The 26,181-nt window shown below is 72.3% G+C and carries 24 protein-coding genes and 1 pseudogene; 15 read left to right on the top strand and 10 right to left on the bottom strand.

Translation table 11 applies throughout. The features are described 5' to 3' along the window. The first annotated feature begins 13 nt into the window (after positions 1-13). A complete protein-coding gene (locus tag ACFY9S_RS05395; protein WP_391123268.1) occupies positions 14-511 on the top strand; it encodes a MarR family transcriptional regulator in 498 nt (165 codons plus the stop codon). 34 nt (positions 512-545) lie between these two features. Here the strand turns inward: ACFY9S_RS05395 and ACFY9S_RS05390 are convergent, their stop codons facing one another. After that, positions 546-1,430, bottom strand: a complete 885-nt coding sequence (locus ACFY9S_RS05390) for a diacylglycerol kinase (protein ID WP_391123265.1) — start codon at positions 1,428-1,430, stop codon at positions 546-548. Positions 1,431-1,615: 185 nt separating this feature from the next. Here ACFY9S_RS05390 and ACFY9S_RS05385 point away from each other — a divergent pair, with 185 nt between their 5' ends. Next, the gene (locus ACFY9S_RS05385) at positions 1,616-2,899 is read left to right on the top strand and encodes an adenylosuccinate synthase (RefSeq protein WP_102911896.1); all 1,284 of its coding nucleotides are present in this window, start codon (positions 1,616-1,618) and stop codon (positions 2,897-2,899) included. Positions 2,900-3,034: 135 nt separating this feature from the next. Further along, positions 3,035-3,328, top strand: a complete 294-nt coding sequence (locus ACFY9S_RS05380) for a hypothetical protein (RefSeq protein WP_102911895.1) — start codon at positions 3,035-3,037, stop codon at positions 3,326-3,328. 9 nt (positions 3,329-3,337) lie between these two features. Here ACFY9S_RS05380 and ACFY9S_RS05375 read toward each other — a convergent pair whose 3' ends face one another. The 3 genes from ACFY9S_RS05375 to ACFY9S_RS05365 form a co-directional block, all read right to left on the bottom strand. After that, positions 3,338-3,988, bottom strand: coding sequence for a hypothetical protein (locus ACFY9S_RS05375; protein ID WP_391123261.1), 651 nt, complete (start codon positions 3,986-3,988; stop codon positions 3,338-3,340). Between the two features lie 118 nt (positions 3,989-4,106). Further along, the gene (locus tag ACFY9S_RS05370) at positions 4,107-4,808 is read right to left on the bottom strand and encodes a GntR family transcriptional regulator (protein ID WP_102911900.1); all 702 of its coding nucleotides are present in this window, start codon (positions 4,806-4,808) and stop codon (positions 4,107-4,109) included. A 117-nt stretch (positions 4,809-4,925) separates the two neighbouring features. Further along, on the bottom strand, positions 4,926-6,281 hold the full coding sequence (locus ACFY9S_RS05365) for an aminotransferase class III-fold pyridoxal phosphate-dependent enzyme (protein ID WP_391123258.1): 1,356 nt from the start codon (positions 6,279-6,281) through the stop codon (positions 4,926-4,928). A 170-nt stretch (positions 6,282-6,451) separates the two neighbouring features. Here ACFY9S_RS05365 and ACFY9S_RS05360 point away from each other — a divergent pair, with 170 nt between their 5' ends. The 3 genes from ACFY9S_RS05360 to ACFY9S_RS05350 all read left to right on the top strand — a co-directional run bounded on the left by ACFY9S_RS05360 (position 6,452) and on the right by ACFY9S_RS05350 (position 9,616). After that, positions 6,452-7,066 (top strand): DJ-1/PfpI family protein, encoded by a 615-nt coding sequence (locus ACFY9S_RS05360; RefSeq protein WP_391123255.1) that lies wholly within the window; start codon positions 6,452-6,454, stop codon positions 7,064-7,066. Next, a complete protein-coding gene (locus ACFY9S_RS05355; protein ID WP_391123252.1) occupies positions 7,063-7,539 on the top strand; it encodes a MarR family transcriptional regulator in 477 nt (158 codons plus the stop codon). Before ACFY9S_RS05360 ends, ACFY9S_RS05355 begins: the two co-directional genes overlap by 4 nt. 79 nt (positions 7,540-7,618) lie before the next feature. Beyond that, positions 7,619-9,616, top strand: coding sequence for a protein kinase (locus ACFY9S_RS05350; RefSeq protein ID WP_391123250.1), 1,998 nt, complete (start codon positions 7,619-7,621; stop codon positions 9,614-9,616). Positions 9,617-9,703: 87 nt separating this feature from the next. Here the strand turns inward: ACFY9S_RS05350 and ACFY9S_RS05345 are convergent, their stop codons facing one another. After that, positions 9,704-10,462, bottom strand: a complete 759-nt coding sequence (locus ACFY9S_RS05345; RefSeq protein ID WP_391123248.1) for an SLATT domain-containing protein — start codon at positions 10,460-10,462, stop codon at positions 9,704-9,706. Positions 10,463-10,738: 276 nt separating this feature from the next. Here ACFY9S_RS05345 and ACFY9S_RS05340 point away from each other — a divergent pair, with 276 nt between their 5' ends. The 3 genes from ACFY9S_RS05340 (at position 10,739) to ACFY9S_RS05330 (ending at position 12,426) form a co-directional block, all read left to right on the top strand. Continuing rightward, the gene (locus ACFY9S_RS05340; protein WP_078615225.1) at positions 10,739-11,080 is read left to right on the top strand and encodes a YbaB/EbfC family nucleoid-associated protein; all 342 of its coding nucleotides are present in this window, start codon (positions 10,739-10,741) and stop codon (positions 11,078-11,080) included. Between the two features lie 94 nt (positions 11,081-11,174). Next, positions 11,175-11,774: a recombination mediator RecR gene (gene recR / locus ACFY9S_RS05335; RefSeq protein ID WP_391123245.1), complete on the top strand. Its 600-nt coding sequence runs from the start codon at positions 11,175-11,177 to the stop codon at positions 11,772-11,774. Continuing rightward, complete coding sequence (locus ACFY9S_RS05330) at positions 11,767-12,426, top strand: DUF5063 domain-containing protein (RefSeq protein WP_391123243.1); 660 nt, start codon at positions 11,767-11,769, stop codon at positions 12,424-12,426. The genes recR and ACFY9S_RS05330 overlap by 8 nt, the downstream gene beginning before the upstream one ends. Before the next feature lie 22 nt (positions 12,427-12,448). Here the strand turns inward: ACFY9S_RS05330 and ACFY9S_RS05325 are convergent, their stop codons facing one another. Beyond that, positions 12,449-13,285 carry a PhzF family phenazine biosynthesis isomerase gene (locus ACFY9S_RS05325; protein ID WP_391123241.1) on the bottom strand — a complete coding sequence of 279 codons (837 nt, stop codon included), beginning with the start codon at positions 13,283-13,285 and terminating at the stop codon, positions 12,449-12,451. Positions 13,286-13,456: 171 nt separating this feature from the next. Here ACFY9S_RS05325 and ACFY9S_RS05320 point away from each other — a divergent pair. After that, positions 13,457-13,985 (top strand): annotated as a pseudogene (locus ACFY9S_RS05320) (SgcJ/EcaC family oxidoreductase). Between the two features lie 6 nt (positions 13,986-13,991). Here ACFY9S_RS05320 and ACFY9S_RS05315 read toward each other — a convergent pair. Then, on the bottom strand, positions 13,992-15,347 hold the full coding sequence (locus tag ACFY9S_RS05315) for an ATP-binding protein (protein ID WP_391123238.1): 1,356 nt from the start codon (positions 15,345-15,347) through the stop codon (positions 13,992-13,994). Continuing rightward, positions 15,344-16,045, bottom strand: a complete 702-nt coding sequence (locus tag ACFY9S_RS05310; RefSeq protein ID WP_391123235.1) for a response regulator — start codon at positions 16,043-16,045, stop codon at positions 15,344-15,346. Before ACFY9S_RS05310 ends, ACFY9S_RS05315 begins: the two co-directional genes overlap by 4 nt. Before the next feature lie 232 nt (positions 16,046-16,277). Here ACFY9S_RS05310 and ACFY9S_RS05305 point away from each other — a divergent pair, with 232 nt between their 5' ends. From ACFY9S_RS05305 to ACFY9S_RS05290, 4 genes are all read left to right on the top strand, one after another. Then, on the top strand, positions 16,278-17,567 hold the full coding sequence (locus ACFY9S_RS05305) for an aspartate kinase (protein WP_391123232.1): 1,290 nt from the start codon (positions 16,278-16,280) through the stop codon (positions 17,565-17,567). Further along, positions 17,567-18,652, top strand: a complete 1,086-nt coding sequence (locus ACFY9S_RS05300; protein ID WP_391123229.1) for an aspartate-semialdehyde dehydrogenase — start codon at positions 17,567-17,569, stop codon at positions 18,650-18,652. The genes ACFY9S_RS05305 and ACFY9S_RS05300 overlap by 1 nt, the downstream gene beginning before the upstream one ends. A 521-nt stretch (positions 18,653-19,173) precedes the next feature. Then, positions 19,174-19,749, top strand: a complete 576-nt coding sequence (locus ACFY9S_RS05295; RefSeq protein ID WP_102911793.1) for a SigE family RNA polymerase sigma factor — start codon at positions 19,174-19,176, stop codon at positions 19,747-19,749. Then, positions 19,746-20,918 carry a hypothetical protein gene (locus tag ACFY9S_RS05290; RefSeq protein ID WP_391123225.1) on the top strand — a complete coding sequence of 391 codons (1,173 nt, stop codon included), beginning with the start codon at positions 19,746-19,748 and terminating at the stop codon, positions 20,916-20,918. The genes ACFY9S_RS05295 and ACFY9S_RS05290 overlap by 4 nt, the downstream gene beginning before the upstream one ends. Before the next feature lie 233 nt (positions 20,919-21,151). Here ACFY9S_RS05290 and ACFY9S_RS05285 read toward each other — a convergent pair whose 3' ends face one another. Continuing rightward, positions 21,152-21,946: an SURF1 family cytochrome oxidase biogenesis protein gene (locus ACFY9S_RS05285; protein ID WP_391123222.1), complete on the bottom strand. Its 795-nt coding sequence runs from the start codon at positions 21,944-21,946 to the stop codon at positions 21,152-21,154. Between the two features lie 267 nt (positions 21,947-22,213). On the opposite strand from ACFY9S_RS05285, the gene ACFY9S_RS05280 reads away from it, so the two are divergent. Then, positions 22,214-24,082, top strand: a complete 1,869-nt coding sequence (locus tag ACFY9S_RS05280; RefSeq protein WP_391123219.1) for a prolyl oligopeptidase family serine peptidase — start codon at positions 22,214-22,216, stop codon at positions 24,080-24,082. A 189-nt stretch (positions 24,083-24,271) separates the two neighbouring features. Here ACFY9S_RS05280 and ACFY9S_RS05275 read toward each other — a convergent pair whose 3' ends face one another. Beyond that, positions 24,272-26,167 carry an NAD-binding protein gene (locus ACFY9S_RS05275; RefSeq protein WP_391124224.1) on the bottom strand — a complete coding sequence of 632 codons (1,896 nt, stop codon included), beginning with the start codon at positions 26,165-26,167 and terminating at the stop codon, positions 24,272-24,274. Positions 26,168-26,181: the final 14 nt, after the last annotated feature.

Below are 26,181 nucleotides of genomic sequence, written 5' to 3'. Positions count from 1 at the left end.
TAGGATGGGCCTCATGACCGAATCAGCCGGGACCGGCCGGGACGCGGAGGCCGTGTCGAGGTTCGTGGAGTCCTTCGCCGCGCAGCTGGTCGAGGCGGGGATGGCGCGGATGCCCGCCCGGGTCTTCGCCGCGCTGCTCTCCTGCGACGCGGGCTCGATGACCTCCGCCGAGCTGGGGGAGCAACTGCGGGTCAGCCCCGCGGCGGTGTCCGGGGCGGTGCGCTACCTGGCCCAGACGCACATGGTCTCGCGCGAGCGGGATCCGGGCTCGCGCCGGGAGCGCTACCGGGTGCACGGCGACCAGTGGTACGAAGCCCTCACCAACCGCGACGCCGTCCTCAAGCGCTGGGAGACCGCCCTGCGCGAGGGTGTCACCAGCCTCGGCCCCGACACCCCGGCCGGCCGCCGGATGTCGGAGACCCTCGCCTTCTTCGAGTTCATGGAGGGCGAACTCGCAGCCCTGATGGAGCGGTGGCGGGTGCACCGGGACAAGACGTTCGGGCCGGGGTGACCCCGTCCTGGAGAAGATCGTCGAACGGGCCGGCTCACGGCCCCGTCGGCACCATCAGCCCCCACGCCCCCTCGCGCACCACCCACGTCCGGGTCCGCACCGGCCCCGACACCACCGTGTCCGCGCGGTAGCGGAAGTGCGCCCCGGACACCGTCACCGTCCGGCCCTCCGCCAGCAGCGGCAAGGCCTCCGCGCCCACCGACACGGGTCTGACCTCCACCGACGCGACACCCGGCGCGGCCGGTGACACCGACACCGCCTCCACCGGCTGGTTCAGGTCGACGAGGGTCCGCCCGTCCACCTCGACCCGCAGCCGGGAGGGCCCCGGCTCGGGCGCCGCGGCCGGCCGGGTCGGGCGGCCCGCCGGAACCAGCGTCCGGACCAGGGACTGGCAGGTCCGCAGCCACGGGCGGCCCGGCACGTCGTCCGGATCCGGCGCGGCCTGCGGACCGGCCCCGGCGGCCGGCGAGGGCCGCAGCGGCGGTATCCGCAACGCGCCGAGCACCACCCCGTCGCTGTCGTCGACCATCAGGTCCATGCGCCGCTCGACCCCGTCGAGCACCGCCCGCGCCGCCGCCACCGGCCCCGTCGGCACCCCCAGCGACCGGGCCAGGGACAGCGCGCCCCCGACCGGCACCAGCGACAGCACACATCCGGCCAGCTCCCGGTGCCGGTGCAGCAGCGCCACCGCCCGGATCAGCGCCCGGTCGTCGCCCACCACCACCGGTCGCCGCGAGCCCCGCCGGGCCAGCGCCCGGGCGAACTCCTCCGGCCCGTCCGGCAGGCACAGCTTCAGTCCGGCACCCGCCCCGAGCACGTCTTTCGCGATCCGGACGGACTCGCCGTCCGACCTACGGGCGACCGGGTCGACCACCACCAGCAGCTGCTCGGACGTCGCGGAAGTCGCCACCTCGGCCATGCCTCGCTTCCTCGGGTAGCATCTTTGTGCAAGAGCCCCTTGCGCTATTGCGCCAGGGGCTTCGTCTATTCCGGGGCATCCGGTCCGACGGTTGGCGGCCAACGGCGGTCGCGGTGCACGCGGCTGCCTGTTCTCGCGTTCGCCCTCGACCATGGACATGCCCCGCCCGGAAGGGGTGTACGCGCGTGCCCGCACTTGTGCTGCTCGGTGCTCAGTGGGGTGACGAAGGCAAGGGAAAGGCCACCGACCTTCTCGGTGGCTCCGTGGATTATGTAGTGCGCTACCAGGGCGGCAACAACGCCGGCCACACGGTGGTCGTAGGTGACCAGAAGTACGCACTGCACCTCCTCCCTTCCGGAATCCTGTCTCCCGGCTGTACGCCGGTCATCGGTAACGGTGTCGTCGTCGACCCGTCGGTCCTGCTCTCCGAGCTGAGCGGTCTGAACGAGCGTGGCGTCGATACGTCCAAGCTCCTCCTCAGCGGAAACGCGCACATCATCACCCCGTACAACGTGACGGTGGACAAGGTGACCGAGCGCTTCCTCGGCAAGCGGAAGATCGGCACGACCGGGCGCGGTATCGGCCCGACGTACGCCGACAAGATCAACCGCGTCGGGATCCGTGTGCAGGACCTGTACGACGAGTCGATCCTCACGCAGAAGGTCGAGGCGGCCCTCGACGTCAAGAACCAGATCCTCACCAAGCTCTACAACCGGCGCGCGATCGCCGTGGACCAGGTGGTCGAGGAGCTGCTGGCCTACGCCGACAAGCTCGCGCCGTACGTCGCCGACACCGTCCTGGTCCTCAACCAGGCGCTGGAGGAGGACAAGGTCGTCCTGTTCGAGGGCGGCCAGGGCACGCTCCTCGACATCGACCACGGCACGTACCCCTTCGTCACCTCGTCGAACCCGACCGCGGGCGGCGCCTGCACCGGTGCCGGTGTCGGTCCGACGAAGATCAGCCGGGTCATCGGCATCCTCAAGGCGTACACGACCCGGGTCGGCGCCGGTCCGTTCCCGACGGAGCTGTTCGACGAGGACGGCGAGGCGCTGCGCCGCATCGGCGGGGAGCGCGGTGTCACCACCGGCCGTGACCGCCGCTGCGGCTGGTTCGACGCGGTCATCGCCCGCTACGCGACCCGCGTGAACGGCCTGACCGACTTCTTCCTCACCAAGCTCGACGTCCTCACCGGCTGGGAGCAGATCCCGGTCTGCGTGGCGTACGAGATCGACGGAAAGCGTGTCGAGGAGCTCCCGTACTCCCAGACCGACTTCCACCACGCCAAGCCGGTCTACGAGATGCTCCCCGGCTGGAACGAGGACATCTCCAAGGCCAAGTCCTTCGGTGACCTGCCGAAGAACGCCCAGGCGTACGTGAAGGCGCTGGAGGAGATGTCCGGCGCCCCGATCTCCGCGATCGGCGTGGGCCCGGGCCGGGACGAGACGATCGAGATCAACTCGTTCATCTGAGCAGTCCACCGTTCGCAGGCCGCTCCCCGTTCCCCACGGGGGGCGGCCCGCTTTCTCCCGAAGGGAGACTTGCCCGGATCGGGCATACGCTGAAGCCATACCCCCACGTGCGTCGACCAGAAGAAGGTGAGTGCGATGCGCGTACTGCTCAAGGCGTCCATGGACACGGAGAAGGCCAACGAGGCCATCCGGAACGGCACCCTGGGGAAGCTCATCCAGGAGTCGCTGGAACAGATCAAGCCCGAAGCGGCCTACTTCACCTCCGAGCACGGCAAGCGCACCGCTTTCCTGTTCTTCGACATGCAGGACAGCTCGCAGATGCCGGTGCTCAGCGAGCCCTTCTTCCTCCAGCTCAACGCGGAGGTCACCTACACGCCGGTGATGAACGTCGACGACGTGCAGAAGGGCCTGTCCCAGCTGGGGCGCTGAGCGCGCGGCTCAGCTGAAGACGATCATCGACCCCTGGGCGAGACTGCGGGTGACGGCCGCGTGCAGCCCGAGCCAGACGTGCCGCTCACGGGCGAACGGACTCGGGTCGTACGGGGCGGGAACGGCCGGTTCCTCCAACTCCGTGGGAGCGAGCGGCGGCTGGGGAGCCGCCGGCGGGTTGGCCGGGTCGATACCGATGCCCTGGGCGACCGTCTCCAGTTCCCGCAGCAGTGCGTGCGAGGAGCCCAGGGGGCCGCCGCCGGCGAGGAGATCGTCGTCGGCGAGCGGACTGGGGAAGTCGACGGGGACGTAGGCGCCCGCGTGGTCGTAGTGCCACACCAGATGGGACTGCTGGGCCGTCGACTCGAACATCTCCAGCAACTGCTCGTAGTCACCGCCGAGTTCGTCCACGGGCGTCACCGGCAGGCCGCACACCTGGAGCAGATAGGCGCGGCGCAGGAAGTGCAGCGCGTCGTAGTCGAAGCCCGCGACCGGGGCGACGTCGCCGGACAGGCCCGGCATGTACTGGTACACCGGCACCGGCGGCAGACCGGCTTCGGCGAGCACCTTGTTGTATTGCGCGAGTTCCTCGGCGAAGGGGTTGTCCGGCGTGTGGCACAACACGTCCACGAGCGGTACCAGCCACAGGTCACAGGCCAAAGAAGGCTCCTCGCTCAGCGCGGTCGGGTAGCACGGTGGTCAAGAAGGGTAGCGGTGCGGCACGGTCACGGCTTGCGCCGTGCATGTCCCATACCCATACGCGCAGCGGCGACGCGGGTCATCCGGAGGCGAGCCGCTCGATCAGGGTGAGCGAGTGCGCGTTGTACGCGGCGATGATCGCCCGGGCGGAGTCGTTGTCGCGGGCGATCAGGGCCTCCACCAGCTGCGTGTGACCGGCCCACAGCTCGCCGCGCAGATCGGTGAGCCGGCGCAGGTGCTGCACCGCGCAGACCCAGGTCTGGACGCGCAGCCGGTGCAGGAAGTCGGCGAGGTAGGGGTTGCCGAAGCAGGCGCCGAGCTCGCGCCAGAAGCGCAGGTCGTAGCCGATGAGAACGGTGAGGTCACCGGCCGCCGCGGCCCGCTGCGCCTCCTCGCCCCGCCTGCGGACCCCGGCGACGACGGCGGCGGCCCGGGGATCGTCGGGCCGCACCGCGTTCGGGCGTCCCGCGGTGAGCGCCAGGAACATCCCCTCGATGACCAGCCCGCGGGCCTCGATCATGCCGCGGAAGTCGTCGACCGAGTACTCGCGGACCCGGAAGCCGCGGTGCTGGTCGGCTTCGAGGAGCCCCTGCGCGGAGAGATCGACGAGCGCCTCGCGCACCGGTGTCGCGGACACCCCGTACTGCTCGGCGATCTCCTTGACCGTGAACTCCTGCCCCGGCTGGAGCCGCCCGGCCAGCACCTCGTCACGGAGCGCGTCGGCGATCTGCTGCCGCAGGGTGCTGCGCGTCACGGCGCCGTTGCCGGTGCTGGCGGGCATGGTCAGGGCGTCTCCCTCGTCGCGTCGGGTGGCGTGCGCATCCATGTCTACGAGCACGCCACCTTACGCGTTCGAATGAGGCCCGAGAATGTCGGTTACTGACGGGTGTACAAGTCTTTACTCGGTGTACTCGTCGGCGACCGAGAGTGCCGCGTCCAGCGCGGCGAGCCCTTCCTTGAGCTCCGCCTCGCTGACGTTGCAGGGCGGAACGACGTGCGTCCGGTTCATGTTCACGAAGGGCCACAGGCCGCCCTTCTTCGCGGCGGCGGCGAAGGCGGCCATGGGAGCGTTGGCCTCACCGGCCGCGTTGTACGGCACCAGCGGCTCCCGCGTCCCGCGGTCGCGGACCAGCTCCAGCGCCCAGAACATGCCGGTGCCGCGCACCTCGCCGACGCTCGGGTGCCGCTCGGCGAGCGCGCGCAGTTCCGGCCCGACGACGTCGGCGCCCAGCCGGGCCGCGTTCTCGACGACGCCCTCCTCGGCCATGACGTTGATCGTCGCCACCGCGGCCGCGCAGGCCAGGGGGTGCCCGGAGTACGTCAGGCCGCCGGGGTAGGGCCGCTTCCCGAACGTCTCCGCTATGGCGCCCGAGATCGCGACACCGCCCAGCGGCACGTATCCGCTGTTCACACCCTTCGCGAAGGTCAGCAGGTCGGGCGTGACGCCGAACAGGTCCGCGGCGAACCACTCACCGGTGCGCCCGAACCCGGCCATGACCTCGTCCAGGACGAAGACGATCCCGTGCTTGTCGCAGATCTCCCGCACCCCGGCGAGATAGCCGGGCGGCGGCACCATGATCCCGGCCGTGCCCGGGATCGTCTCCAGGATGATCGCCGCGACGGTCGAGGGCCCCTCGAAGGCGATCGTCGTCTCCAGGTGCTCCAGCGCCCGCGCGCACTCCTGCTCCTCGGTCTCGGCGTAGAAGCGGGAGCGGTAGAGGTAGGGCGCCCAGAAGCGCACCACCCCGGCCGTGCCGCTGTCGGACGCCCAGCGGCGCGGGTCGCCGGTGATGTTCACGGCCTGCTGGGTGCCGCCGTGGTACGAGCGGTACGCCGAGAGCACCTTCGGGCGGCCCGTGTGCAGACGGGCCATCCGGACGGCGTGCTCGACGGCGTCGGCGCCCCCGTTGGTGAAGAAGATCTTGTCCAGGTCGCCCGGGGTGCGCTCGGCGATCAGCCGGGCCGCCTCCGACCGGGCCTCGACGGCGAAGGCGGGCGCGAAGGTCGTCATCGTCGCGGCCTGCTCCTGGATCGCGGCGACGACCTTCGGGTGCTGGTAGCCGATGTTCGTGTAGACGAGCCCGCTGGAGAAGTCGAGGTAGCGCCGGCCGTCGTAGTCCCAGAAGTACGACCCCTCGGCACCGGCGACGGCGAGCGGGTCGATGAGCTCCTGGGCGGACCAGGAGTGGAACACGTGGTCACGGTCGGCGGCCTTGACGGCGGCACCGGCTTCGGGGTTCGGCTGAGGGGTCATGCGGGCGAGCGTAGGCGCGGGGGAGAGGGCGGTGAAAGCGGCGGCCTGTCGGGCGTCGGCGGCGGCCCCCCGACAGGTTGTCCAGGCGGAACCGGCGGGGGGAGGGTATTGACAGCATACTGCCTTCTCGACAGAATGCTGTCATAAACGCACGGGATCGAGGAGGAGTCATGAACACCACCACCGGCAAGCCCGTCCATCTCGCCGTCTACGACACCCTGGCCGACTGGGAGACCGGTCACGCCACGGCCCAGCTCGCCCGCACCGGCCACGAGATCCGTACCGTCGGCCCGGACACGGCCCCGGTGCGGAGCATCGGCGGACTGCGCATCCAGCCCGACCTGGCCCTGGAGGACCTGCGTCCCGAGGACAGCGCACTGCTGATCCTGCCGGGCGCCGACCTCTGGGACACCAGCGACGACCTCGCCCCCTTCGCCCGCACGGCCCGGGCCTTCCTGGACGCGGGCGTCCCGGTCGCCGCGATCTGCGGAGCCACCGCCGGACTCGCCCGGGAGGGCCTGCTCGACGACCGCGACCACACCAGCGCGGTCTCCTTCTACCTGGCCGCGACCGGCTACGCGGGCGGCGGGCGCTACATCGAGGCCGACGCCGTCACCGACGGAGCCCTGGTCACCGCGGGCCCGACCGAGCCCGTCGCCTTCGCCCGCGAGATCCTCCGGCTCCTCGGGGTCTACGAGGGTGAGGTGCTGGACGCCTGGTACCGGCTGTTCCACGACTCCGACGAGGCGGCGTACGCGGTGCTGGAGAAGGCCGGCGCGCTGTGAGCCGCGAGCACCAGGACCTCCTCAGCCGCAGCGCCCTCGGGGTGTTCGGGCTCAACGGCCGGTTCCTCGCCGTCGCGGAGGAACTGGCCCGGCCCGCCGGGCTCACCGCCGCCTGGTGGCAGGTGCTCGGCGCGGTCCTCGGGGAGCCGCTGCCCGTCTCCGGCATCGCGCGCGCCATGGGCATCACACGGCAGAGCGTGCAGCGCATCGCCGATCTGCTGGTGGAGCGGGGGCTCGCGGAGTACCGGCCGAACCCGGCGCACCGCCGCGCCAAGCTCCTCGCGCCGACCGCGCAGGGGCGCGCGGCCATCGCCCGGATCGACCCCGGGCACGCGGCGTTCGCGGACCGGCTGGCGGAGGCGTTCGGCGAAGCGGAGCTGGCCGAGGCGGTACGGCTGCTCGAACGTCTTTCGACGGTGCTGGACCAGGTGGGGCCGCCCGGAACGCAGCCTCCGCCTGTTACGGAACCGTAGACATCGCCCAGGCCACCCCGCCCCGGCCCGGCACTATTCTCGATCTGTTGCTCGCGTGTGGGGGGAAGGCGGCTGAGCGATGGAGAAGCTGGGGTCCGGGGATCCACTGGGGGTGCCCCCAGGCGTTGAGCGCTGGGGGAGCATCGGGGCCTACCGGTTGCTGGCGCGGCTCGGTGCGGGGGGCATGGGGCAGGTGTATCTGGCCCGTTCCGAGCGGGGCCGTACGGTCGCCGTGAAACTCGTGCGCGAGGAGCTGGCCGCGCAGGAGGAGTTCCGGGAGCGGTTCCGGCAGGAGGTGCAGGCCGCGCGGCGGGTCGGCGGGTACTGGACGGCGCCGGTGCTCGACGCGGACACCGAGGCCGCCGTGCCGTGGGTCGCCACCGGGTACGTCGCCGGGCCGAGCCTGCAGCAGGTGGTCGGGCACGACCACGGGGCCCTGCCCGAGCGGACGGTCCGCATCCTCGCGGCCGGGCTCGCGCACGCGCTCAAGGACATCCACGCCGCCGGCATCGTCCACCGCGACCTCAAGCCGTCCAACGTGCTGGTCACCATCGACGGCCCGCGCGTCATCGACTTCGGTATCGCACGCGCCCTGGAGACCGTCACGGACGGCGGGCTCACGCGTACCGGCGCGCTCGTCGGATCGCCCGGCTTCATGGCGCCCGAGCAGGTGCGGGGCGACCGCATCACCCCGGCGTGCGACGTCTTCTGCCTCGGCTCGGTCCTCGCCTACGCCGCGACCGGCGCCCTGCCCTTCGGCACCGCCAACAGCGGCGTGCACGCCCTGATGTTCCGCATCGCCCAGGAGGAACCGGACCTGGACGGCGTCCCCGAGGGCATCGCCGACCTGGTCCGTGACTGCCTGCGCAAGGACCCCGCCGCCCGGCCCTCCCTCGACCGCGTCCTGGAACGCACGGGCGCGGACGACACCGTCGCGGACGGCCGAGCCCTCGATCCGTGGCTGCCGAGCGCGCTGGTGGCGCAACTGGGGCGGCACGCGGTGCGGTTGCTGGAGACGGAGGATCCGGAGGGAGCCGGCCACGCCGAGGGAGCGGGTTCTTCGCAGCCGCCTGCCCCGCGGACTTCCGGCCCCGACGAAGGTGCCGGCCCCGGCCCGACCCCCGAACACGCCCCCGCCGCCGACGAGTCGTCGCCCCGTCCCGCGCTGCCCCCGGCCCCCGCGACGGCGCCCGCCGCGACAGCAGGCCCGCCCCCGCCGGGTCTGCCGGGCGAGGGTCCGCCGGTGAACCATCTGCCCACGATGGTCGCGGGGCAGAGCGCGCCCCCGGCGCCACAGCAACTCCCGGCCGCGGGTGCCCCGCCCCACCCGCAGACACCCCAGCCCCCGTACCCGGCATACGGCTACCCCCAGCAGCACCCGCAGCAGCACCCCCAGCCCGGAGCCCCGGGCGTCGCCCCGCCCCACCCCGCCTACGGCGGCCTCGGCACCACCCCGCCCTACGGCCCGCCGCCCTACGGCGCGACCCCGCCGTACGGCCCTCCGCAGCCGCAGCGCGGAAGGGACGGCCGTTCCACCGCCCTGCTCGTCGTGATCGCCCTGGTCGTAGCGCTCGCCGCGGGCGGGTCGGTGTACGCGCTGATGCAGGGCGGCGACGACCGGGGCGACGACCGCCCCGGCGGCACGCAGAGCACGGGCCCGACCCCGGACCCGTCCCCGACGACCTCGCAGCAGGACACCTCCACCTCCCCTTCCCCGGCGGACGGCACGATCCCGGCCGGCTACCTCGGCACCTGGACCACGACCATCGACAACGCCGACGGCGAGCACAGCCGTTCGCTCACCCTCCAGCAGGGCGAACCGGGCGACACGGTCCTGTCCCTCGTGGCCGACGGCCCGACCAAGGGCGGCGGCACCTACCACTGCGTGTTCGAGGGGCGGTTGACCGCGAAGCCCGGCACCGACGGCGCGCTGAGCATCGGCCCGACCACCGTGAAGGTCGGACAGCCCCGCTCCGCCTGCACCCCGGGCGCGGCCACCCAGGTGACCCTCCTCCCCGACGGCACGCTGCAGCGCGTGAACACGAGCAGCGGGGAGCGGCTGACGTACCGGAGGTGAACACTGCCGTCGGCCGTCAGGTCGTCGAACGTCGGGCGCGTTCCGGCCGGCGAGACCGGATCGGCACGCGCGCGGCTTCGAGGTCCCTCACCGCGGCTCCGGCGGGCGCTGCCGCGGCATGTTCGGCCGGGCCCCGCCGTGCGGCGGCACCGTGAACCGCCCGTTCACCCCCGCGTCGGGTCCGCGGCCGGGCCCCGGGAACACCACCGTCTGCAAGGCCACCGGCGCGGCACACCCCGACCGGAATTCGCCCATCCAGTCGGCGGTCTCCACCCGCACCAGTTCCGTCATGTCCTCGGAGAACCTGCGCAGCACCCCGAGGCACCGTTCGGCGGCCTCGCCGGCCGTGCCCTCCGCCGGCCCGAGCACCTCCCGCACGCTCTCCGCCGCCCAGTCGAACTGCAGCGCCTGCAGTCGCCGCTGCACGGCCTGCGCGGTGGCCACGTCCCGCATCCACCCGGACGTCACCCCGAAGTACCGGTCGACGGCCACGCACGCCGCCCCCGCCAGCAACGCCAGACACCCCCAGGGCGCGGTTCCGCCCGCGACCCCGGTCAGATCCAGCAGGGGCAGCGCGACCCCGGTGACCGCCCCGGCCGCGGTCCCGCAGCGCAGCACCCGCGCGCACCGCCGCTTCCACACCCGGTCCGCGAGGTACCAGGCCGCCGTCCGCAACGCCCCGCGCTCCACCCACCGGTACAGCTCGTCCAGCCGGACCGCCGGCTCGCCCCAGTCCCCGAGCGGGAAGACCCGCCCCGTCAGATCGCCCGGCCGCAGCCCGGCCGCCGCCTGCTCGCCCCGCCCGTCCTGAGGCGGCCCCTCGGGCTGCATCTCCGGCTGACCCACCCGGCACTCCTCACTGACCACGAATGACCACGTACGGTTCACTCACCGATCACGCTGCGCGATGGACGAAAGCCCGCTTCCGGAACGCGCCCGACCCTTCCTACCTCCCAATGGGTGGCGAAGACGTCGCTTTCGCCTCTTTTCCGCCCGGAAGTATTCCTTGATCAGGTATAGGGCGCGAGGGGGACTCACTCGAAAGAGTGCTGGGGCGACGGCAGCCCCGACCACGTAGGCTCGTGCCGAACGGGAAAACCCGTACCGAGCAAGGAGCTGATCGTGATCCCCGGTGGTGGCCAGCCCAATATGCAGCAGCTGCTCCAGCAGGCCCAGAAGATGCAACAGGACCTGGCACAGGCGCAGGAGGAACTGGCGCAGACGGAGGTCGACGGGCAGGCGGGCGGCGGTCTGGTGACGGCCACCGTCACCGGCGCCGGCGAGCTGCGCGCCCTGAAGATCGATCCGAAGGCGGTGGACCCGGAGGACACCGAGACCCTCGCCGACCTGGTCGTGGCGGCGGTCCAGGCGGCCAACGAGAACGCTCAGACGCTCCAGCAGCAGAAGCTGGGCCCGCTCGCGCAGGGTCTGGGCGGCGGCGGCATCCCCGGTCTGCCGTTCTGATCCGGCTCACCGCCTTCCTCGGACAGGCGGCAGACAACTACGGTACGTACGGGACGGTGCGTACCGACCCCGAAGACCCCGGAAAGGCAGTCCGTTGTACGAAGGCGTGGTCCAGGACCTGATCGACGAGCTGGGGCGGCTGCCCGGCGTCGGTCCGAAGAGCGCCCAGCGGATCGCCTTCCACATCCTGCAGGCCGAGCCGACGGACGTACGGCGCCTCGCGCAGGCCCTGATGGAGGTCAAGGCGAAGGTCCGCTTCTGCGCGACCTGCGGCAACATCGCGCAGGAGGAGCTGTGCAACATCTGCCGCGACACCCGCCGCGACCCGGCCGTCGTCTGCGTGGTCGAGGAGCCGAAGGACGTCGTGGCGATCGAGCGCACGCGTGAGTTCCGGGGCCGCTACCACGTCCTGGGGGGCGCGATCAGCCCGATCGACGGCGTCGGCCCGGACGACCTGCGCATCAGAGAGCTCCTGGCCCGACTGGCGGACGGGACGGTCACCGAACTGATCCTGGCCACGGACCCGAATCTCGAAGGCGAGGCGACGGCGACGTACCTCGCCCGCATGATCAAGCCCATGGGCCTGAAGGTCACCCGCCTGGCCAGCGGCCTCCCGGTGGGTGGGGACCTGGAATACGCGGACGAGGTCACCCTCGGACGCGCCTTCGAGGGGAGACGACTCCTAGATGTCTGACGCCACGCTGCACGCGACCGACCGGAACCCGGACGATTTCTCGGTCCAGATCGCGGACCAGATCGAGAGCTTCCTGGTCGCCGTCACGGAGGTCGCCAAGGGCGACGAGCCGGAATCGGCCGTGCCCTTCCTCCTCCTGGAGGTCTCGCAACTCCTCCTGGCCGGCGGCCGCCTCGGCGCGCACGAGGACATCGTGCCCGACGAGCGCTACGAACCCGACTCGGGCCCCGAGCCGGACGTCGACGAGCTCCGCGAGAACCTGGCCCGCCTGCTGGACCCGGTCGACGTCTACTCCGAGGTCTTCGACCCCTACGAGCCCCGCAAGGCCCCGGTCCCGGCCCGCATCTCCGACGACCTCACGGACGTCATCACCGACCTCCGCCACGGCATGGCCCACTACCGCGCCGGCCGCACCACGGAGGCCCTGTGGTGGTGGCAGTTCTCCTACTTCTCCAACTGGGGCTCCACCGCCTCGGCGAGCCTGCGGGCCCTCCAGTCGGTCCTCGCCCACGTCCGCCTCGACCAGCCCCTGGCCGAACTCGACGGCCTGGACACCGACCAGGGCATGGGTGACGACACGCTGGAGATCGAGGCGGGCCGGGTGATGGTCGAGGAGATCGCGGAGCCGCTGGGGCTGCGTCCGGCGAAGTAGCCGGTCGGATCCGAGTAGCCGGTCAGATCCGAACGGCCGTACCGGTGACGCCGATTCCGCTGTGCGGGTCCGCCGGTACCGTCACCGTGATGGTGCTCGGGCGGCCCATGTCCGCGCCCTGATGGATCGTCAGGGTCGCGGGTGTGGGCGCGAGTCCGAGTTCCCTGAGGTAGCCGCCGAAGGCGGCCGCCGCCGCTCCTGTCGCCGGGTCCTCCCTCACGCCGCCGGGCGGGAACGGGTTGCGGGCGTGGAAGACGGTGGGGGACTCGCGCCAGACCAGGTCGATCGTGGTCCAGTCCCTGGCGGCCATGAGGGCGGTGAGCGCGGCCATGTCGTAGTCCAGGTCCGCCAGCCGGTCCCGGGTCGCGGCGGCGACGACCGGGTGCCAGGCTCCGGCGAAGGCCACCCGGGGCGGCAGGGCCGGGTCCAGGTCCCCGGCGGACCAGCCGAGGATCGCCAGCAGCTCCGTGAGGTCGGCCTCATCGAGGGGGGCCGTGCGCGGGGCGACGCTCACCAGGGTCGCCACGAGAGTGCTGTCCGCCGCCCGGTCCGTGGTGACGGTGACCAGGCCCGCCGCGGTGCGCAGCAGCAGCCGCCCGGTGCCGTGCCGCTGCGCGTGGGCGACAGCGGTGGCGATCGTGGCGTGACCGCAGAACGGCACCTCGGCGAGCGGGCTGAAGTACCGGACGTTCAGGGAGCCGTCGCAGGCCTCCACCGCGAACGCCGTCTCGGAATAGCCCACTTCGGCCGCCGTCGCCAGCATCGCCGCGTCGTCGGCGCCGCTCGCGTCGAGCACCACTCCGGCGGGGTTGCCGCCCTCGGGATCCGTGCTGAACGCCACGTAGCGCGATATCTCCATGCCCCGACCGTAGCGCCCGGCCCACGGTCACGCAGCGTGTTTTGGCGGCTTCCTGTACGTGCCCTGCACGCGCGCTGTACGGCCCCTAAACGGTGAGACGCGAGGCTGGAGTCACTTCCACCGCAGAGAACGCGGAGGCAGGCCGACTCCCTCGATCACACCGGAGGTGTCATGAACCGTCGCCCCGCCCGCCGGCGCGCAGCCGTCGCCGTCACCGCCACCGCGGTCCTCGCCGCCGGCACCTTCGCCCTCGGTGCGGGGGTCGCCGGAGCCGATCCCGGGAGCAAGGGCGGCAAGCACGCCCAGCCGGTGACCAAGACGCAGGTGCTCGGGCTGTTCGACCAGTGGAACGCGGCGCTGCGGACCGGTGACCCGGAGAAGGTCGCCGACCTGTACGCGAAGGACGCGGTCCTGCTGCCGACGGTCTCCGACCAGGTCCGTACGGACAGAGCCGGGATCGTCGACTACTTCGAGCACTTCCTGCGGAACGAGCCGGTCGGCACGAAGGTCGAGTCCGTCGTCAACGTCCTCGACCGCGACACCGTCATCGACACCGGTGTGTACGAGTTCGAGCTCACCGACCACGACACGGGCGAGAAGGAGCGCCGTCAAGGCCCGCTACACCTACGCCTACGAGAAGCAGCCGAACGGCAGGTGGCTGATCGTGAACCACCACTCCTCGAAGATGCCGCAGGGCTGAGCCGGGTCAGCCGCCCCGGTGGGACGCCCGTAGCGTGATCGTCACGCACAGGCCGCGACCGGGAGCGTCCGTCAGCGCCACGGTGCCGCCGTCGTCCGTGGCCAGCTGCTTGACGACGGCGAGACCGAGGCCGGAGCCGGACTTCCCGGTCAGGCCCTGGCCGCGCCAGAAGCGGTCGAAGGCACGGGACTTCTCGGCGTCCGACATGCCCGGTCCCTCGTCCATGACGGACACTCCCACCACATCGCCCCGGGGCTCCACCCGCACGGTGATCGTCCCGCGGTCGGGCGAGACCTCCAGGGCGTTGGAGAGCACGTTGTCCAGCATCTGGTCCAGATGACCGGTACTGGCCAGCACAGACGGCCGGCCGTCGGTACTCCCCCTGAGCGCGATGGTGACTCCGCGCTCGTCGGCGGCCGGCCTCCACACGGCGAGCCGCTCCCGCACGATGTCCATCAGCGGGAGCGGCTCGGCCGCCGTCACCTTCGCCTCGGCCCGGGCCAGCACCAGCAGCCCGCTGACCAGCCGGCTCATCCGGACGACCTCCGCCGTCGCCTGCTCCACGTCCTCCCGGACGAACTCGTCGTCGACGCCGTCCGCGATGTTGTCCAGGGACAGCCGCAACGCCGTGAGCGGGGTGCGCAGCTGGTGGGAGGCGTCCGCGACGAAGATGCGCTGGGCCGCGATGAGGGTGTCCAGGCGCTCGGCGCCCTGGTTGAGGGTGCGCGCCAGGGTCTGGGTCTCGGGCGGGCCCGTCACGGGGGAGCGGGCCGTCAGATCACCGTCGCTGAACTTGCTGGCCATGTCGTTGAGCTGGCGCAGCGGCCGGGTGAGGCGACGGGCCACCACGACGCCGAGCAGGGCGGCCACCCCGAGGACGAGCACGGCGAGAACCGCCCGGAAGCCCCAGATCTGCCAGAGCCGGCTGGTCATCTCGTCGGTCGAGTACAGGATGCGCACGGCGCCGACGACCCGGTCCGTGCCGGCCGCGCGGGCCGGCACCGTGATCTCCAGTTCGGGGCCCCAGATGAAGGAGGAGCCCCAGTCGGTCGTGGATCCACCCTCCTCCAGGGCCCTGGTCAGGGCCGCGTCCGCCGTCGGCCGCGGCAGGTCCGCCGGGCACTTCGCGGTGCGGGTCACCTGGATCTCGTCGTCGTAGGCCTTGGCCATCTCCTCCAGCGCCTGGCAGGAGGCGGCGCGGCCGTCGCCCAGGAGCAGGGCCATGGCGTCGGCCTCGCGCAGGACGGCCGACCTGGTGTCGCCCCGCAGCTGGTCCGTGAGCGTGAACGCCACCGGCACGGTGAACAGTGCGATGGCGACCGCGACGAGCAGGACGTAGCTGCGGACGAGCTGGCGGATCATGAGCTGGTGCCGTCCCCGCCGGTGGCCTTCGCGATCTCCAGCCGGAAGCCGACCCCGCGCACCGCCTCGATGGTGATCACCCCCGCCAGCTTGCGCCGCAGCGCCGCCACGTGCACGTCCAGCGTCTTCGTCGGGCCGAACCAGTTCGCGTCCCAGACCGCTTCCATGATCTGCTCGCGCGACATCAGCGCCCCCGGCTCCTCGGTGAGGAAGGCCAGCAGGTCGTACTCCTTGGGCGCGAGGGCGACCTCCTCGCCGTCCAGGCGCACCCGGGCCGCCTTGCGGTCGATCGTCAGGCGGGTGCCGTAGCGGTCGGGCCCGGCCTCGGGCGTGCCCGCTGTGCGGGGCCGCGTGCGGCGCATCACCGCCCTTATCCGCGCGATGACCTCCCGCACGCCGAACGGCTTGGAGACGTAGTCGTCCGCGCCGAGCTCCAGGCCGACCACCCGGTCGGTCTCGTCGCTGCGGGCGCTGATCACGATGATCGGGACGTCGCCGCGCTCGCGCAGCGCCTTGCAGACGTCGAGGCCGTCGGTGTCGGGCAGGCCGAGATCGAGCAGGACGACGTCGTAGGGGCCCTCGTGGCTGAGGGCCGCCTCGCCCGTGGTGACCCACTCGACCTCGAAGCCGTAGCGCGTGAGGCCACGGCGCAGGGACTCGGCGACCGGTTCATCGTCTTCCACCAGGAGTACGCGCACAGCCGAACCCTAGTGCTTGAAAGTTGTCTGACCTGTACCGGACCAGGTGCGATTGTGACGCCGGGCACTTTTCCGCGTGGCGTGTGCCCAGATGGGCATGAGCGACTCTGGACGGGTCCCGAGATCTCACCATGCGATATCGCGGAGGGGTTTTTCGGACGCTCGTTAGACTGAGCCGACCGCGGTACGAATGCGTATGAGCGGACAGAGACGGATTGAGCGAGGAGCGCACGTGGGCCTTGTCGTGCAGAAGTACGGAGGCTCCTCCGTAGCCGATGCCGAGGGCATCAAGCGCGTCGCCAAGCGGATCGTGGAAGCGAAGCAGAACGGCAACCAGGTGGTTGCCGTGGTTTCCGCGATGGGCGACACGACGGACGAGCTGATCGATCTCGCCGAGCAGGTATCCCCGATGCCTGCCGGGCGCGAGCTCGACATGCTGCTGACCGCCGGAGAGCGGATCTCCATGGCCCTGCTGGCCATGGCGATCAAAAAGCTGGGCCACGAGGCCCAGTCGTTCACCGGCAGCCAGGCGGGTGTCATCACCGACTCGGTCCACAACAAGGCCCGGATCATCGACGTCACGCCGGGCCGGATCAAGACCTCGGTGGACGAGGGCAACATCGCGATCGTGGCCGGTTTCCAGGGCGTCAGCCAGGACACCAAGGACATCACCACGCTCGGCCGCGGTGGTTCCGACACCACGGCGGTGGCTCTCGCCGCCGCCCTGGACGCCGACGTCTGCGAGATCTACACCGACGTCGACGGCGTGTTCACCGCCGACCCGCGGGTGGTGAAGAAGGCCCGGAAGATCGACTGGATCTCCTTCGAGGACATGCTCGAACTGGCGGCGTCCGGGTCGAAGGTGCTGCTCCACCGCTGCGTGGAGTACGCCCGCCGGTACAACATCCCGATCCACGTCCGGTCCAGCTTCAGCGGACTGCAGGGCACGTGGGTCAGCAGCGAGCCAGTCGTTCGCACGACACAGCAAGGGGACAAGCAGGTGGAGCAGGCTCTCATCTCCGGTGTCGCGCACGACACCTCCGAGGCCAAGGTCACGGTCGTCGGCGTGCCGGACAAGCCGGGCGAGGCGGCCTCGATCTTCCGCACGATCGCCGACGCCGAGATCAACATCGACATGGTCGTGCAGAACGTGTCCGCGGCCTCCACGGGCCTGACGGACATCTCCTTCACGCTGCCGAAGACCGAGGGCCGCAAGGCCATCGACGCGCTGGAGAAGAACAAGGCCGGCATCGGCTTCGACTCGCTGCGCTACGACGACCAGATCGGCAAGATCTCCCTGGTCGGCGCCGGCATGAAGACCAACCCGGGTGTCACGGCCGACTTCTTCACGGCCCTGTCCGACGCGGGCGTGAACATCGAGCTGATCTCGACCTCCGAGATCCGCATCTCGGTCGTCACGCGTGCCGACGACGTCCCCGAGGCCGTCCGTGCCGTGCACTCCGCGTTCGGGCTCGACTCCGACAGCGACGAGGCCGTCGTCTACGGGGGCACCGGCCGCTGATGGCCGATCTCCGACAGGACGCCCGGACCGTACGGTCCGGGCGTCCGACGCTTGCCGTGGTGGGGGCGACCGGAGCCGTCGGCACGGTCATGCTCCGGATCCTGTCCCAGCGGGCGGACGTCTGGGGCGAGATCCGGCTGATCGCCTCCCAGCGCTCGGCCGGCCGCAAGCTGACCGTGCGCGGCGAGGAGACCGAGGTCCTCGCGCTCACCGAGGAGGCCTTCGACGGGGTCGACGTCGCCATGTTCGACGTCCCCGACGAGGTGGCCGGGCGGTGGGCGCCCGTCGCCGCCGCCAAGGGTGTGGTGGTGGTCGACAACTCCGGCGTGTTCCGGATGGACCCGGACGTGCCGCTCGTCGTGCCCGAGGTCAACCCGCACGCCGTGCGGATGCGCCCGCGCGGGATCATCGCCAACCCCGGCTGCACGACGCTCTCCATGATCGTGGCCCTGGGCGCGCTGCACGCCGAGTTCGGGCTGCGCGAGCTGGTCGCCTCCTCGTACCAGGCCGTCAGCGGCGCCGGGCGTGAAGGCGTGGCGACCCTGCGCCGGCAGTTGTCCCTGGTCGCCGGCACGGAGCTGGGGACCAACCCCGGCGATGTACGCCGGGCCGTCGGGGACCACACCGGGCCGTTCGCGGAGCCCGTCGCGCTGAACGTCGTGCCGTGGGCCGGTACGGCGCATGAGGACGGCTGGTCGTCGGAGGAGCTGAAGGTGCGGGACGAGTCCCGCAAGATCCTCGGGCTGCCCCGTCTTCCCGTGGCCGTCACCTGTGTCCGGGTGCCGGTGATCACCACGCACTCCCTGACCGTGCACGCCCGCTTCGAGGGCGAGGTCACCGTCGACAAGGCCCGCGAGATCCTCGCCACGGCGCCCGGTGTCGTGCTGTTCGACAACCCGGCCGCGGGGGAGTTCCCCACCCCCGCCGACGTGGTCGGCACCGACCCGACCTGGGTCGGGCGGGTCCGGCGGGCGCTGGACGACCCGACGGCTCTCGAGCTGTTCGTGTGCGGGGACAATCTGCGCAAGGGCTCCGCGCTCAACACCGCGCAGATCGCCGAGCTGGTCGCGGCCGAGCTCCCCTGACGGGGTCCGCGACCGGTTTTCGTGAAGTTTCGCTGCGTCAGAACACCCCGGCCGATGTCACAGGCGGTTTGTAGGATCTGTGCACGACATGTGAGCCGGTCGATGGTCCGGACCACTTGTCCATGGCGCTTCGGCATCAGAGGATTTACCTCCCCGTCCTCCGCAACCGCGCGGAGGGCGGGGAGCGTCTTTGCGGTCGCACTTCGGCCGTGGGAGCGCTTCATCAGGCGTGGGGACGCCTGGAACCGGGCGTGGGGACGTCCGTTCACATTTGGACATAGGGGAAGAGCGGGACGCATGAGGGCATTTGATGCACCATCGGTTGTGCTGCCTGACGCGGGTAGACCGTCGACGGCGACGGTCGGCGTGAAAGTGTTGCCCGGCACGTACAACCCTCACAGGGGTCAGCGTGTCCAACAGGCGTGGCAGAGGTACTCGACTTCAGCGCGGCACGCGGCACGGTCCTTCGACCGCCCCGTCCGGCGGCTCTACGACCCCGCATGGCCGGTACGCCCGGTGGCATGCCGGTGATCGCGCCCGTGCCCGCAGCGCGGCCGGCCCGCATACCCGACCAGCGTGACGGCGCGGAGGACGGCCTGGTGGCCGGCACCACGGTCGACCACCTCACCGAGACCTACCGCGCGCACTACCGCTCGCTGCTGGGTCTCGCCGCCCTCCTCCTCGACGACACCGCCTCCTGCGAGGACGTCGTCCAGGAGGCGTTCATCCGTGTCCACTCCGCCCGCAAGCGGGTCCGCGAACCCGAGAAGACCCTGGCCTACCTGCGCCAGACCGTCGTCAACCTCTCGCGTTCCGCGCTGCGCCGCCGCATACTCGGCCTGAAGCTGCTGTCGAAGCCGATGCCCGACATGGCCAGCGCCGAGGAAGGCGCCTACGACCAGCTGGAGCGCGACTCCCTCATCAAGGCGATGAAGGGGCTGCAGCGCCGCCAGCGCGAGGTGCTGGTGCTGCGCTACTTCGCGGACATGACCGAGGCGCAGGTCGCCGAGACCCTCGGCATATCGCTGGGCTCGGTCAAGGCGTACGGCTCGCGCGGTATCGCGGCACTCCGGCTGGCCATGGAGGCGTCGGCATGAGTGAGCGCAACGGCGCGGGCGGCAACGGGCGAGAAGGCCCCGAACCCGCCGAGCGCCTCGACGAGTGGCAGGCGCCGACAACGCTGCACGGGCAAGATCCGAAGCAATCGCACACTGGGAACGGAACTGTGAACGACGGCCCCGACGACCAGAGCCCGGACGGGCTCGGCTCGGACGAGCTGGACCTGCGCACGATGCTGCACCAGGTGGTGCAGGAGGTGGAGCCGCGCGACGGCACCCTGGAGTACCTGCGCAAGGCGGTGCCCCAGCGGCGGACCCGCAAGCGGCAGGCCGTCGTCGGCATGGCCGCCGCCGCGCTCTTCATCGGCACAGCCATCCCCGCCCTGGTGCACGTCTCCAACGCCACCGGCTCCGACGCCAACCCGTCCGCCATCGGCCACGCCTCCGAGACGCAGGGCGGCTCGGGCGAGGGGAAGGGCCCGGACGGCGGCGAGAGCACCGCGGGCGGCTCCTCCGGCAAGGCCGAGGGCAAGGAGAAGAGCGACAAGAAGGAGAAGGACGAGGACAAGGGACCCGGCGCCTCCACCGGCGCGTCCCAGGGCGGCACCGACCCTTCCTCCACCGCCGCGGCCGGCATTCAGGCGTGCACCGCGGCCCAGCTCGGACCCGCCTCCGCGAGCGCGGGCGCCCCCGACTCCACGGGCGCGGTCTCCGGCTCCTTCCGCGTCGTCAACGTCTCCGCCGCGGCCTGTACGGTCACCGGCCCCGGCTCGGTGAGCGCGCTGCCGCAGGGCGCCGCCGACATGAGCAAGGTCGGCTCGGCCCGGCACACCGCCGGTGACGCGGCGGCCGGTCTGCTGCCCGACCCGTCCCTGGAGGCCGCCCAGCTGGTGCTCCAGCCGGGCATCGGCTACGACGTGAAGTTCGCCTGGGTCCCCTCGGAGACCTGCCCCACCCCCGGCGGCAGCGTCGGCGGTCCCGACCCCAGCCCCGACCCCACCCCGTCGGAGGACCCGGCGGCCACGGCGGGCACCTCCACCGGCGGCGACACGGGCGCGGCCCCCCAGCTGGTCACCGAGGACGGCACGGTCGACGGCAGCGTGGCGGTGACGTACACCCCGGGCACGGGCTCGGGTGCCACCTCGGTGACGGTGTCCAACGCGTGCGCGGGCACGGTGTATTGGACGGGCGTGCTGGCGGGGGCGTAGGCGCGGAGCGCGGGTTGCCGATCCGGCTCAGCTACGGGCAACCGTGCCGCCAAGGACGATGGCGGTCTTCCCCGCTCGAGCGAAGCCGAGAGCTCGGGGGAGGGTGGGCGTTGGGGCCCCTGCCCGGAGAGCTCGGGGGAGGGTGGGCGCTGGGGGGCCCTGCCCGGAGAGCTCGGGGGAGGCACCCCGCTTCGCCGGGCTGCGGACCCACCCGGCCCCGGCGCAGACGCCCTTCACTGCACGGCGGCGTCCACGGCGACCGGCTCCTCATCCGGCACCAGTCCCAGCTCGGCATCCCGCGCGGACTCCACCTCACGCCGCAGCAGCCGGAACCACATGAAGATCACGAACCCCACGAAGGCGAACCACTCGGCGGTGTAGCCCAGGTTCTGGAACGCCTTCAGGTCCAGCCCCGAGTCCGGCGGCGCGGCAGCCGGCACCGCCTTCATCCCCGCGTCACCCTTCGACAGTGTGACCCACGCGTCGTACACGTCGTAGGGCACCAGGTTCACCAGGGACGCCGCGCTGATCGCCGCCGTCTGCCCGGCCGGCAGCCCGCCCTGCGCACTGACCCCGTTGTCTCCCGGCGTCTCCGACGCCTGCAGCGCCCCGGTGACCGTGACCTCACCGGCCGGCGGGGCGGGAACCCGTGCCGTGCCCGAGGCCCCGGGCAGCCAGCCGCGCACCACCGGCAGCGCCTCACCCGAGTCGGTCCGCAGCAGTGCCAGCACGTAGAAGCCCTGCCTGCCGTCGAGCTCCCGCCCGGGCACCAGCAGCTGCTTGCCGTACCGCCCGCTCGCGGTGACCAGCTTCCCGGAGGTGGCCTTGGTCACCGGCAGCATGTCCTTGAGGGGACGGGGTGCCTCGCGTCCGGCCTCGGCGACCTGCTCGGTCGCGGTGCGATGGTCCTGCACACGGTCCTCGAACCGGCTCAGCTGCCAGGACCCCATGAAGATGCAGAAGGGGATGGACAACAGCACGAAGACGTTGATCCCCCACCATCGGGGCGTCAGCAGAAACCGGTACACACCCCCACGGTACGGGGCTGTCGGGCAGGCCCTGCCCGCGGGGGTCGGCAACGGGGAGGGCACGGCGGGGGTTCCGGCCGAGGTCGGGGGTGCGGCCGAGGTGGCACCGCAGGTGCGGCAGAGAGCGGTTGCCGGGCCTCTCCGGCCCCGGCGAGATCGACGTCGCGCGAGGGTCCGGGCCGGCGCGGCAGGGGGAACCGGTGGAGGTTATCCACAGGCTGGGGACCTCGCCAGCGCATTGTCGGCCGGGGCGTGCAGTATGGGGCCATGACTGAGAGCAACGGGTCCGACGCGCGGGACCAGCGGGACCAGCACGAGCAGGCGGTACAGGCGGGACAGCAGGAGCGGATGCCGGACTGGGAAAAGCGTTTTCGGGCGCCCCGGGTCTCCCTGCCCGACTGGGCGGAGGACGCGCCGGACCGCTCCCTGTTCGTCTCGAACGCGACCGGGACGTACGAGCTGTACGCCTGGGACCGGTCGACGGGCGGGCAGCGCCAGGTGACGGACCGGCCGAACGGCACGACGGACGGTGTGCTGTCCCCGGACGGCGCGTGGATCTGGTGGTTCGACGACAAGGACGGCGACGAGTTCGGCGTGTGGCGCCGCCAGCCCTTCGCGGGCGGCGCGGACGAACCGGCCGCCGCAGGCCTGGAGGCCTCCTACCCGGCGGGTCTCGCCCTCGGACGCGACGGGCGCACGGCGGTCGTGGGCCGCTCCACGGACGAGGACGGCACGACCATCCACCTGGTGCGCACCGGCGAGGAACCGGTGGAGATCTACCGTCACCGCGAGTCGGCCGGTGTCGGCGACCTCTCCCACGACGGCTCGCTCATCGCCGTCGAGCACACCGAGCACGGCGACGCGATGCACTCCGCGCTGCGCGTCCTGCGCCCCGACGGCACGGCGGTCGCCGACCTCGACGACACCGAGGGCGGCACCCGCGAGCTGGGCCTGGAGGTCCTCGGCTTCGCCCCCGTCGACGGTGACACGCGCCTGCTCATCGGCCACCAGCGCCGCGGCCGCTGGGAGCCCCTGGTGTGGGACGTGGCCACCGGCGAGGAGGCGGACCTGGCGCTTGAACTGCCCGGCGACGTCAGCGCCGAGTGGTACCCGGACGGCAGCGGCCTGCTCATCGCGCACAGCTTCGAGGCACGCAGCGAACTGTTCCGCTACGACCTGGCCGGCCGCGCCCTCACGGAGATCCCGACCCCGCCGGGCACCGTGTCCGGTGCGACGGCCCGGCCCGACGGCAGCGTGGAGTTCCTGTGGTCCTCGGCGGCCGAGCCGTCCGCGGTCCGCTCCACGGCGGGCGGCGTCGTGCTCGACCCGCCCGGCATGAAGTCGCCCGGCTCGGTGCCGGTGGAGGACGTGTGGGTGGAGGGCCCGGGCGGCCGCATCCACGCCCTCATCCAGAAGCCCGCGGGCACCACCGGCCCGCTCCCCACGGTCTTCGACATCCACGGCGGCCCCACCTGGCACGACAGCGACTCCTTCGCGGCGGGCCCGGCGGCCTGGGTCGACCACGGCTACGCGGTGATCCGTGTCAACTACCGCGGCTCCACGGGCTACGGCCGTGCCTGGACGGACGCCCTGAAGCACCGCGTCGGCCTCATCGAACTGGAGGACATCGCCGCGGTCCGCGCATGGGCCGTCGGCTCCGGGCTCGCCGACCCCGACCGCCTCGTCCTCACCGGCGGCTCCTGGGGCGGCTACCTCACCCTCCTCGGCCTCGGCGTCCAGCCCGACGCGTGGACCCTCGGCATCGCGGCGGTGCCCGTCGCCGACTACGTCACGGCGTACCACGACGAGATGGAAGCGCTGAAGGCGATGGACCGCACGCTCCTGGGCGGCACCCCCGAGGAGGTCCCCGACCGCTTCGAGGCCTCGTCCCCCCTCACCTACGTCGACCGGGTCGAGGCCCCGGTCTACATCTCGGCCGGCGTCAACGACCCCCGCTGCCCGATCCGCCAGATCGAGAACTACGTCAAGCGCCTGGAGGCGCGAGGCGCGGTGCACGAGGTGTACCGCTACGACGCCGGTCACGGGTCGCTGGTGGTGGACGAGCGGATCAAGCAGGTGCGGCTGGAGCTGGAGTTCGCGGAGAGGCACCTCAAGGGGAAGCCGGGCGCCCAGTAGCTCGGGGGATGGAGGTGGTTTCGGCGGCTGCGGGTCGGGCTGGCCGGTCGCGCAGTGGCCGATCGCGCAGTTCCCCGCGCCCCTTGGGGCGCGACGGCGCGGCCAGCCTGCGCACCCTGGCCGCCGGGACGGCCGCCGCGCCCGCCGACCGGGGCGTGCTTCGCGCCCTTGGGGCGTTCGGGCGTCCCGTTACGCGCCCGACCGCTCCCGCCGCCTCCGCCCCAGCAGCTCCGCGAGCCCCCGTCGAGTCGCCGCCAGCACCACCCGGTCCCCGGGCCCCAGCACATACGTCGGAGGCAGATCCCACACCAGTCCCGAAGCCGGTACCCGCTCCTCGCCCGCGGGCTCGGCCTCTCCCCGCCGTCCCCCGGGAGGTGACGTGTTGAGCGCCAGTACCCGCCAGGCCCCGGCCCGGAACGCCTCCCCGACCGTCCGCCCATCCAACTGCGGATGCCCGGCCACCTCCACCTCCGCGAACAGCAGCACCCGCCGCTCCACGGGGATCGCGCCCAGGATCTGGCGCCCCATCATCGCCCCGGCGAACGCGGGCGCGGCCAGATGCGACACACTCCGGCTCCGCGTGACGGCGAACGGATGCGCGGCCCGCAGCGTGCGGTACACGGCCGTCGCGAAGTCGTCGTCGTACAGCCGCAGCACGACCCGCAGATCGGGCCGCACGGACCGGGCGTACAGCGACGCCTCCAGGTTCGTCGTGTCCGCACTGGTCAGCGCCAGCAGCGCGTGCGCGCGGTGGATCTTCGCGGCCTCCAGCACCCCCTCCTGCGTGACGTCCCCGAGCACCACCGGCACCCGCAGCCGTCGCGCCGTGGCCATCCCGCGGGCGTCCGGATCGGACTCCACGCACACCACGGGGGTCTGCAGCTCCCGCAGCCGGGTCAGCACCCGCGTCCCGATCTTGCCGAGCCCGAGCAGCACCACATGCCCGCCGAGCCCCCGCGGCGGTTTGCGCAGCGCGGACGCGCTGCGGAACGTGCCGAGTGCTTCCAGCACCGCGGCCAGCAGCACCGGCAGCAGCAGCAAACCGACCAGCCCGGACAGCAGTTGCAGCACCTGTTCCCCGGTCGACTCGTGGAACGCGGGATCGTTGATGCCGAACAGGTCGAGCAGCGTCACGTACGTCGCGTACAGCGGATGCTCATCGGTCACGACCGTCAACGCGACGGCGAGCGCCAGCACACAGCCCACCAGCCCGGCCAGCGACCACCGCAGCCGCCGCGAGAACAGCGAGGCGAACGGCGGCACGCCACCCCGCCCGGCGGGCAGGGGCGGCCCGGAGTACGACACCTGCTCCAGGACGACGGTGGCGCGCCCGGTCGCCGCCGCCACCGCCGCCTCGTCCGGCAGCAGTTGCGGCCCGAGTTCCCCGCTGCCCTCGGAACCGTCCGCGCCGGCCGGGTCGTTGCTCGTCGCCGACAGCAGCGCCAGGGTGCACAGCCCCGGGTCGGCCACCTCGCCCGGCCGCGGCGGCTGCCGTTCCACCGCACGCAGCACGAGCCCCTCCGTCTGGAGGACCTTGCTGGTGCCGACGAGGGCCGTGGCGGCCAGCGCGGGCGCGGCCGTGTCGGCGTCCGACAGCACCGTCGTCGAGGTGTCGAGGCCCGCCCCGTGCCCGTCCCCGGAGGTGACGGCGGCGGTCTGGTCCAGCAGTTCCTCGATGTGCTGCCCCAACCGCCGGTTGTACAGACGGAGGACGAGGCGGAGGCGGGGGTTGAACCGGCGGGCGGTGAGCGCGGCGCGGATGTTGGTCTCGTCGTCGTCATAGACGAGCGCCAGCGCCGCCGCCCGGTCGGCGCCCACCTCGGTGAGCACGGCCTCGGTGACCTCGGCGGCCTCGACGACCTGCTCGATCGGGGCCGGTTCGCCGCCGCCCGCCCCCGCTCGGCCGGCGGCCGCGCTCACCACCCGGTCGAGCAGCGCCGCCGACGCGGCCCGGGCCCGCCCGGCCACGGGTCGGCGCACCTGCCTTCCGGAGGGCGGTACGACGAGCGTGACCTGCTCGGCGTAGACACCGCGGAGTTCGGCGGCCAGCCGGTGCGCGAGCCCGTCGTCACCGCACACGATCATGTGCGTGGCCGGAT

This window comes from Streptomyces sp. NPDC012474, from assembly GCF_042955185.1.
In the GTDB taxonomy this organism is placed as follows: Bacteria; Actinomycetota; Actinomycetes; order Streptomycetales; family Streptomycetaceae; genus Streptomyces; species Streptomyces cahuitamycinicus.
The sequence above is the reverse complement of the archived record's forward strand: the minus strand, read 5'-3'. Positions and strand labels throughout refer to the sequence as shown.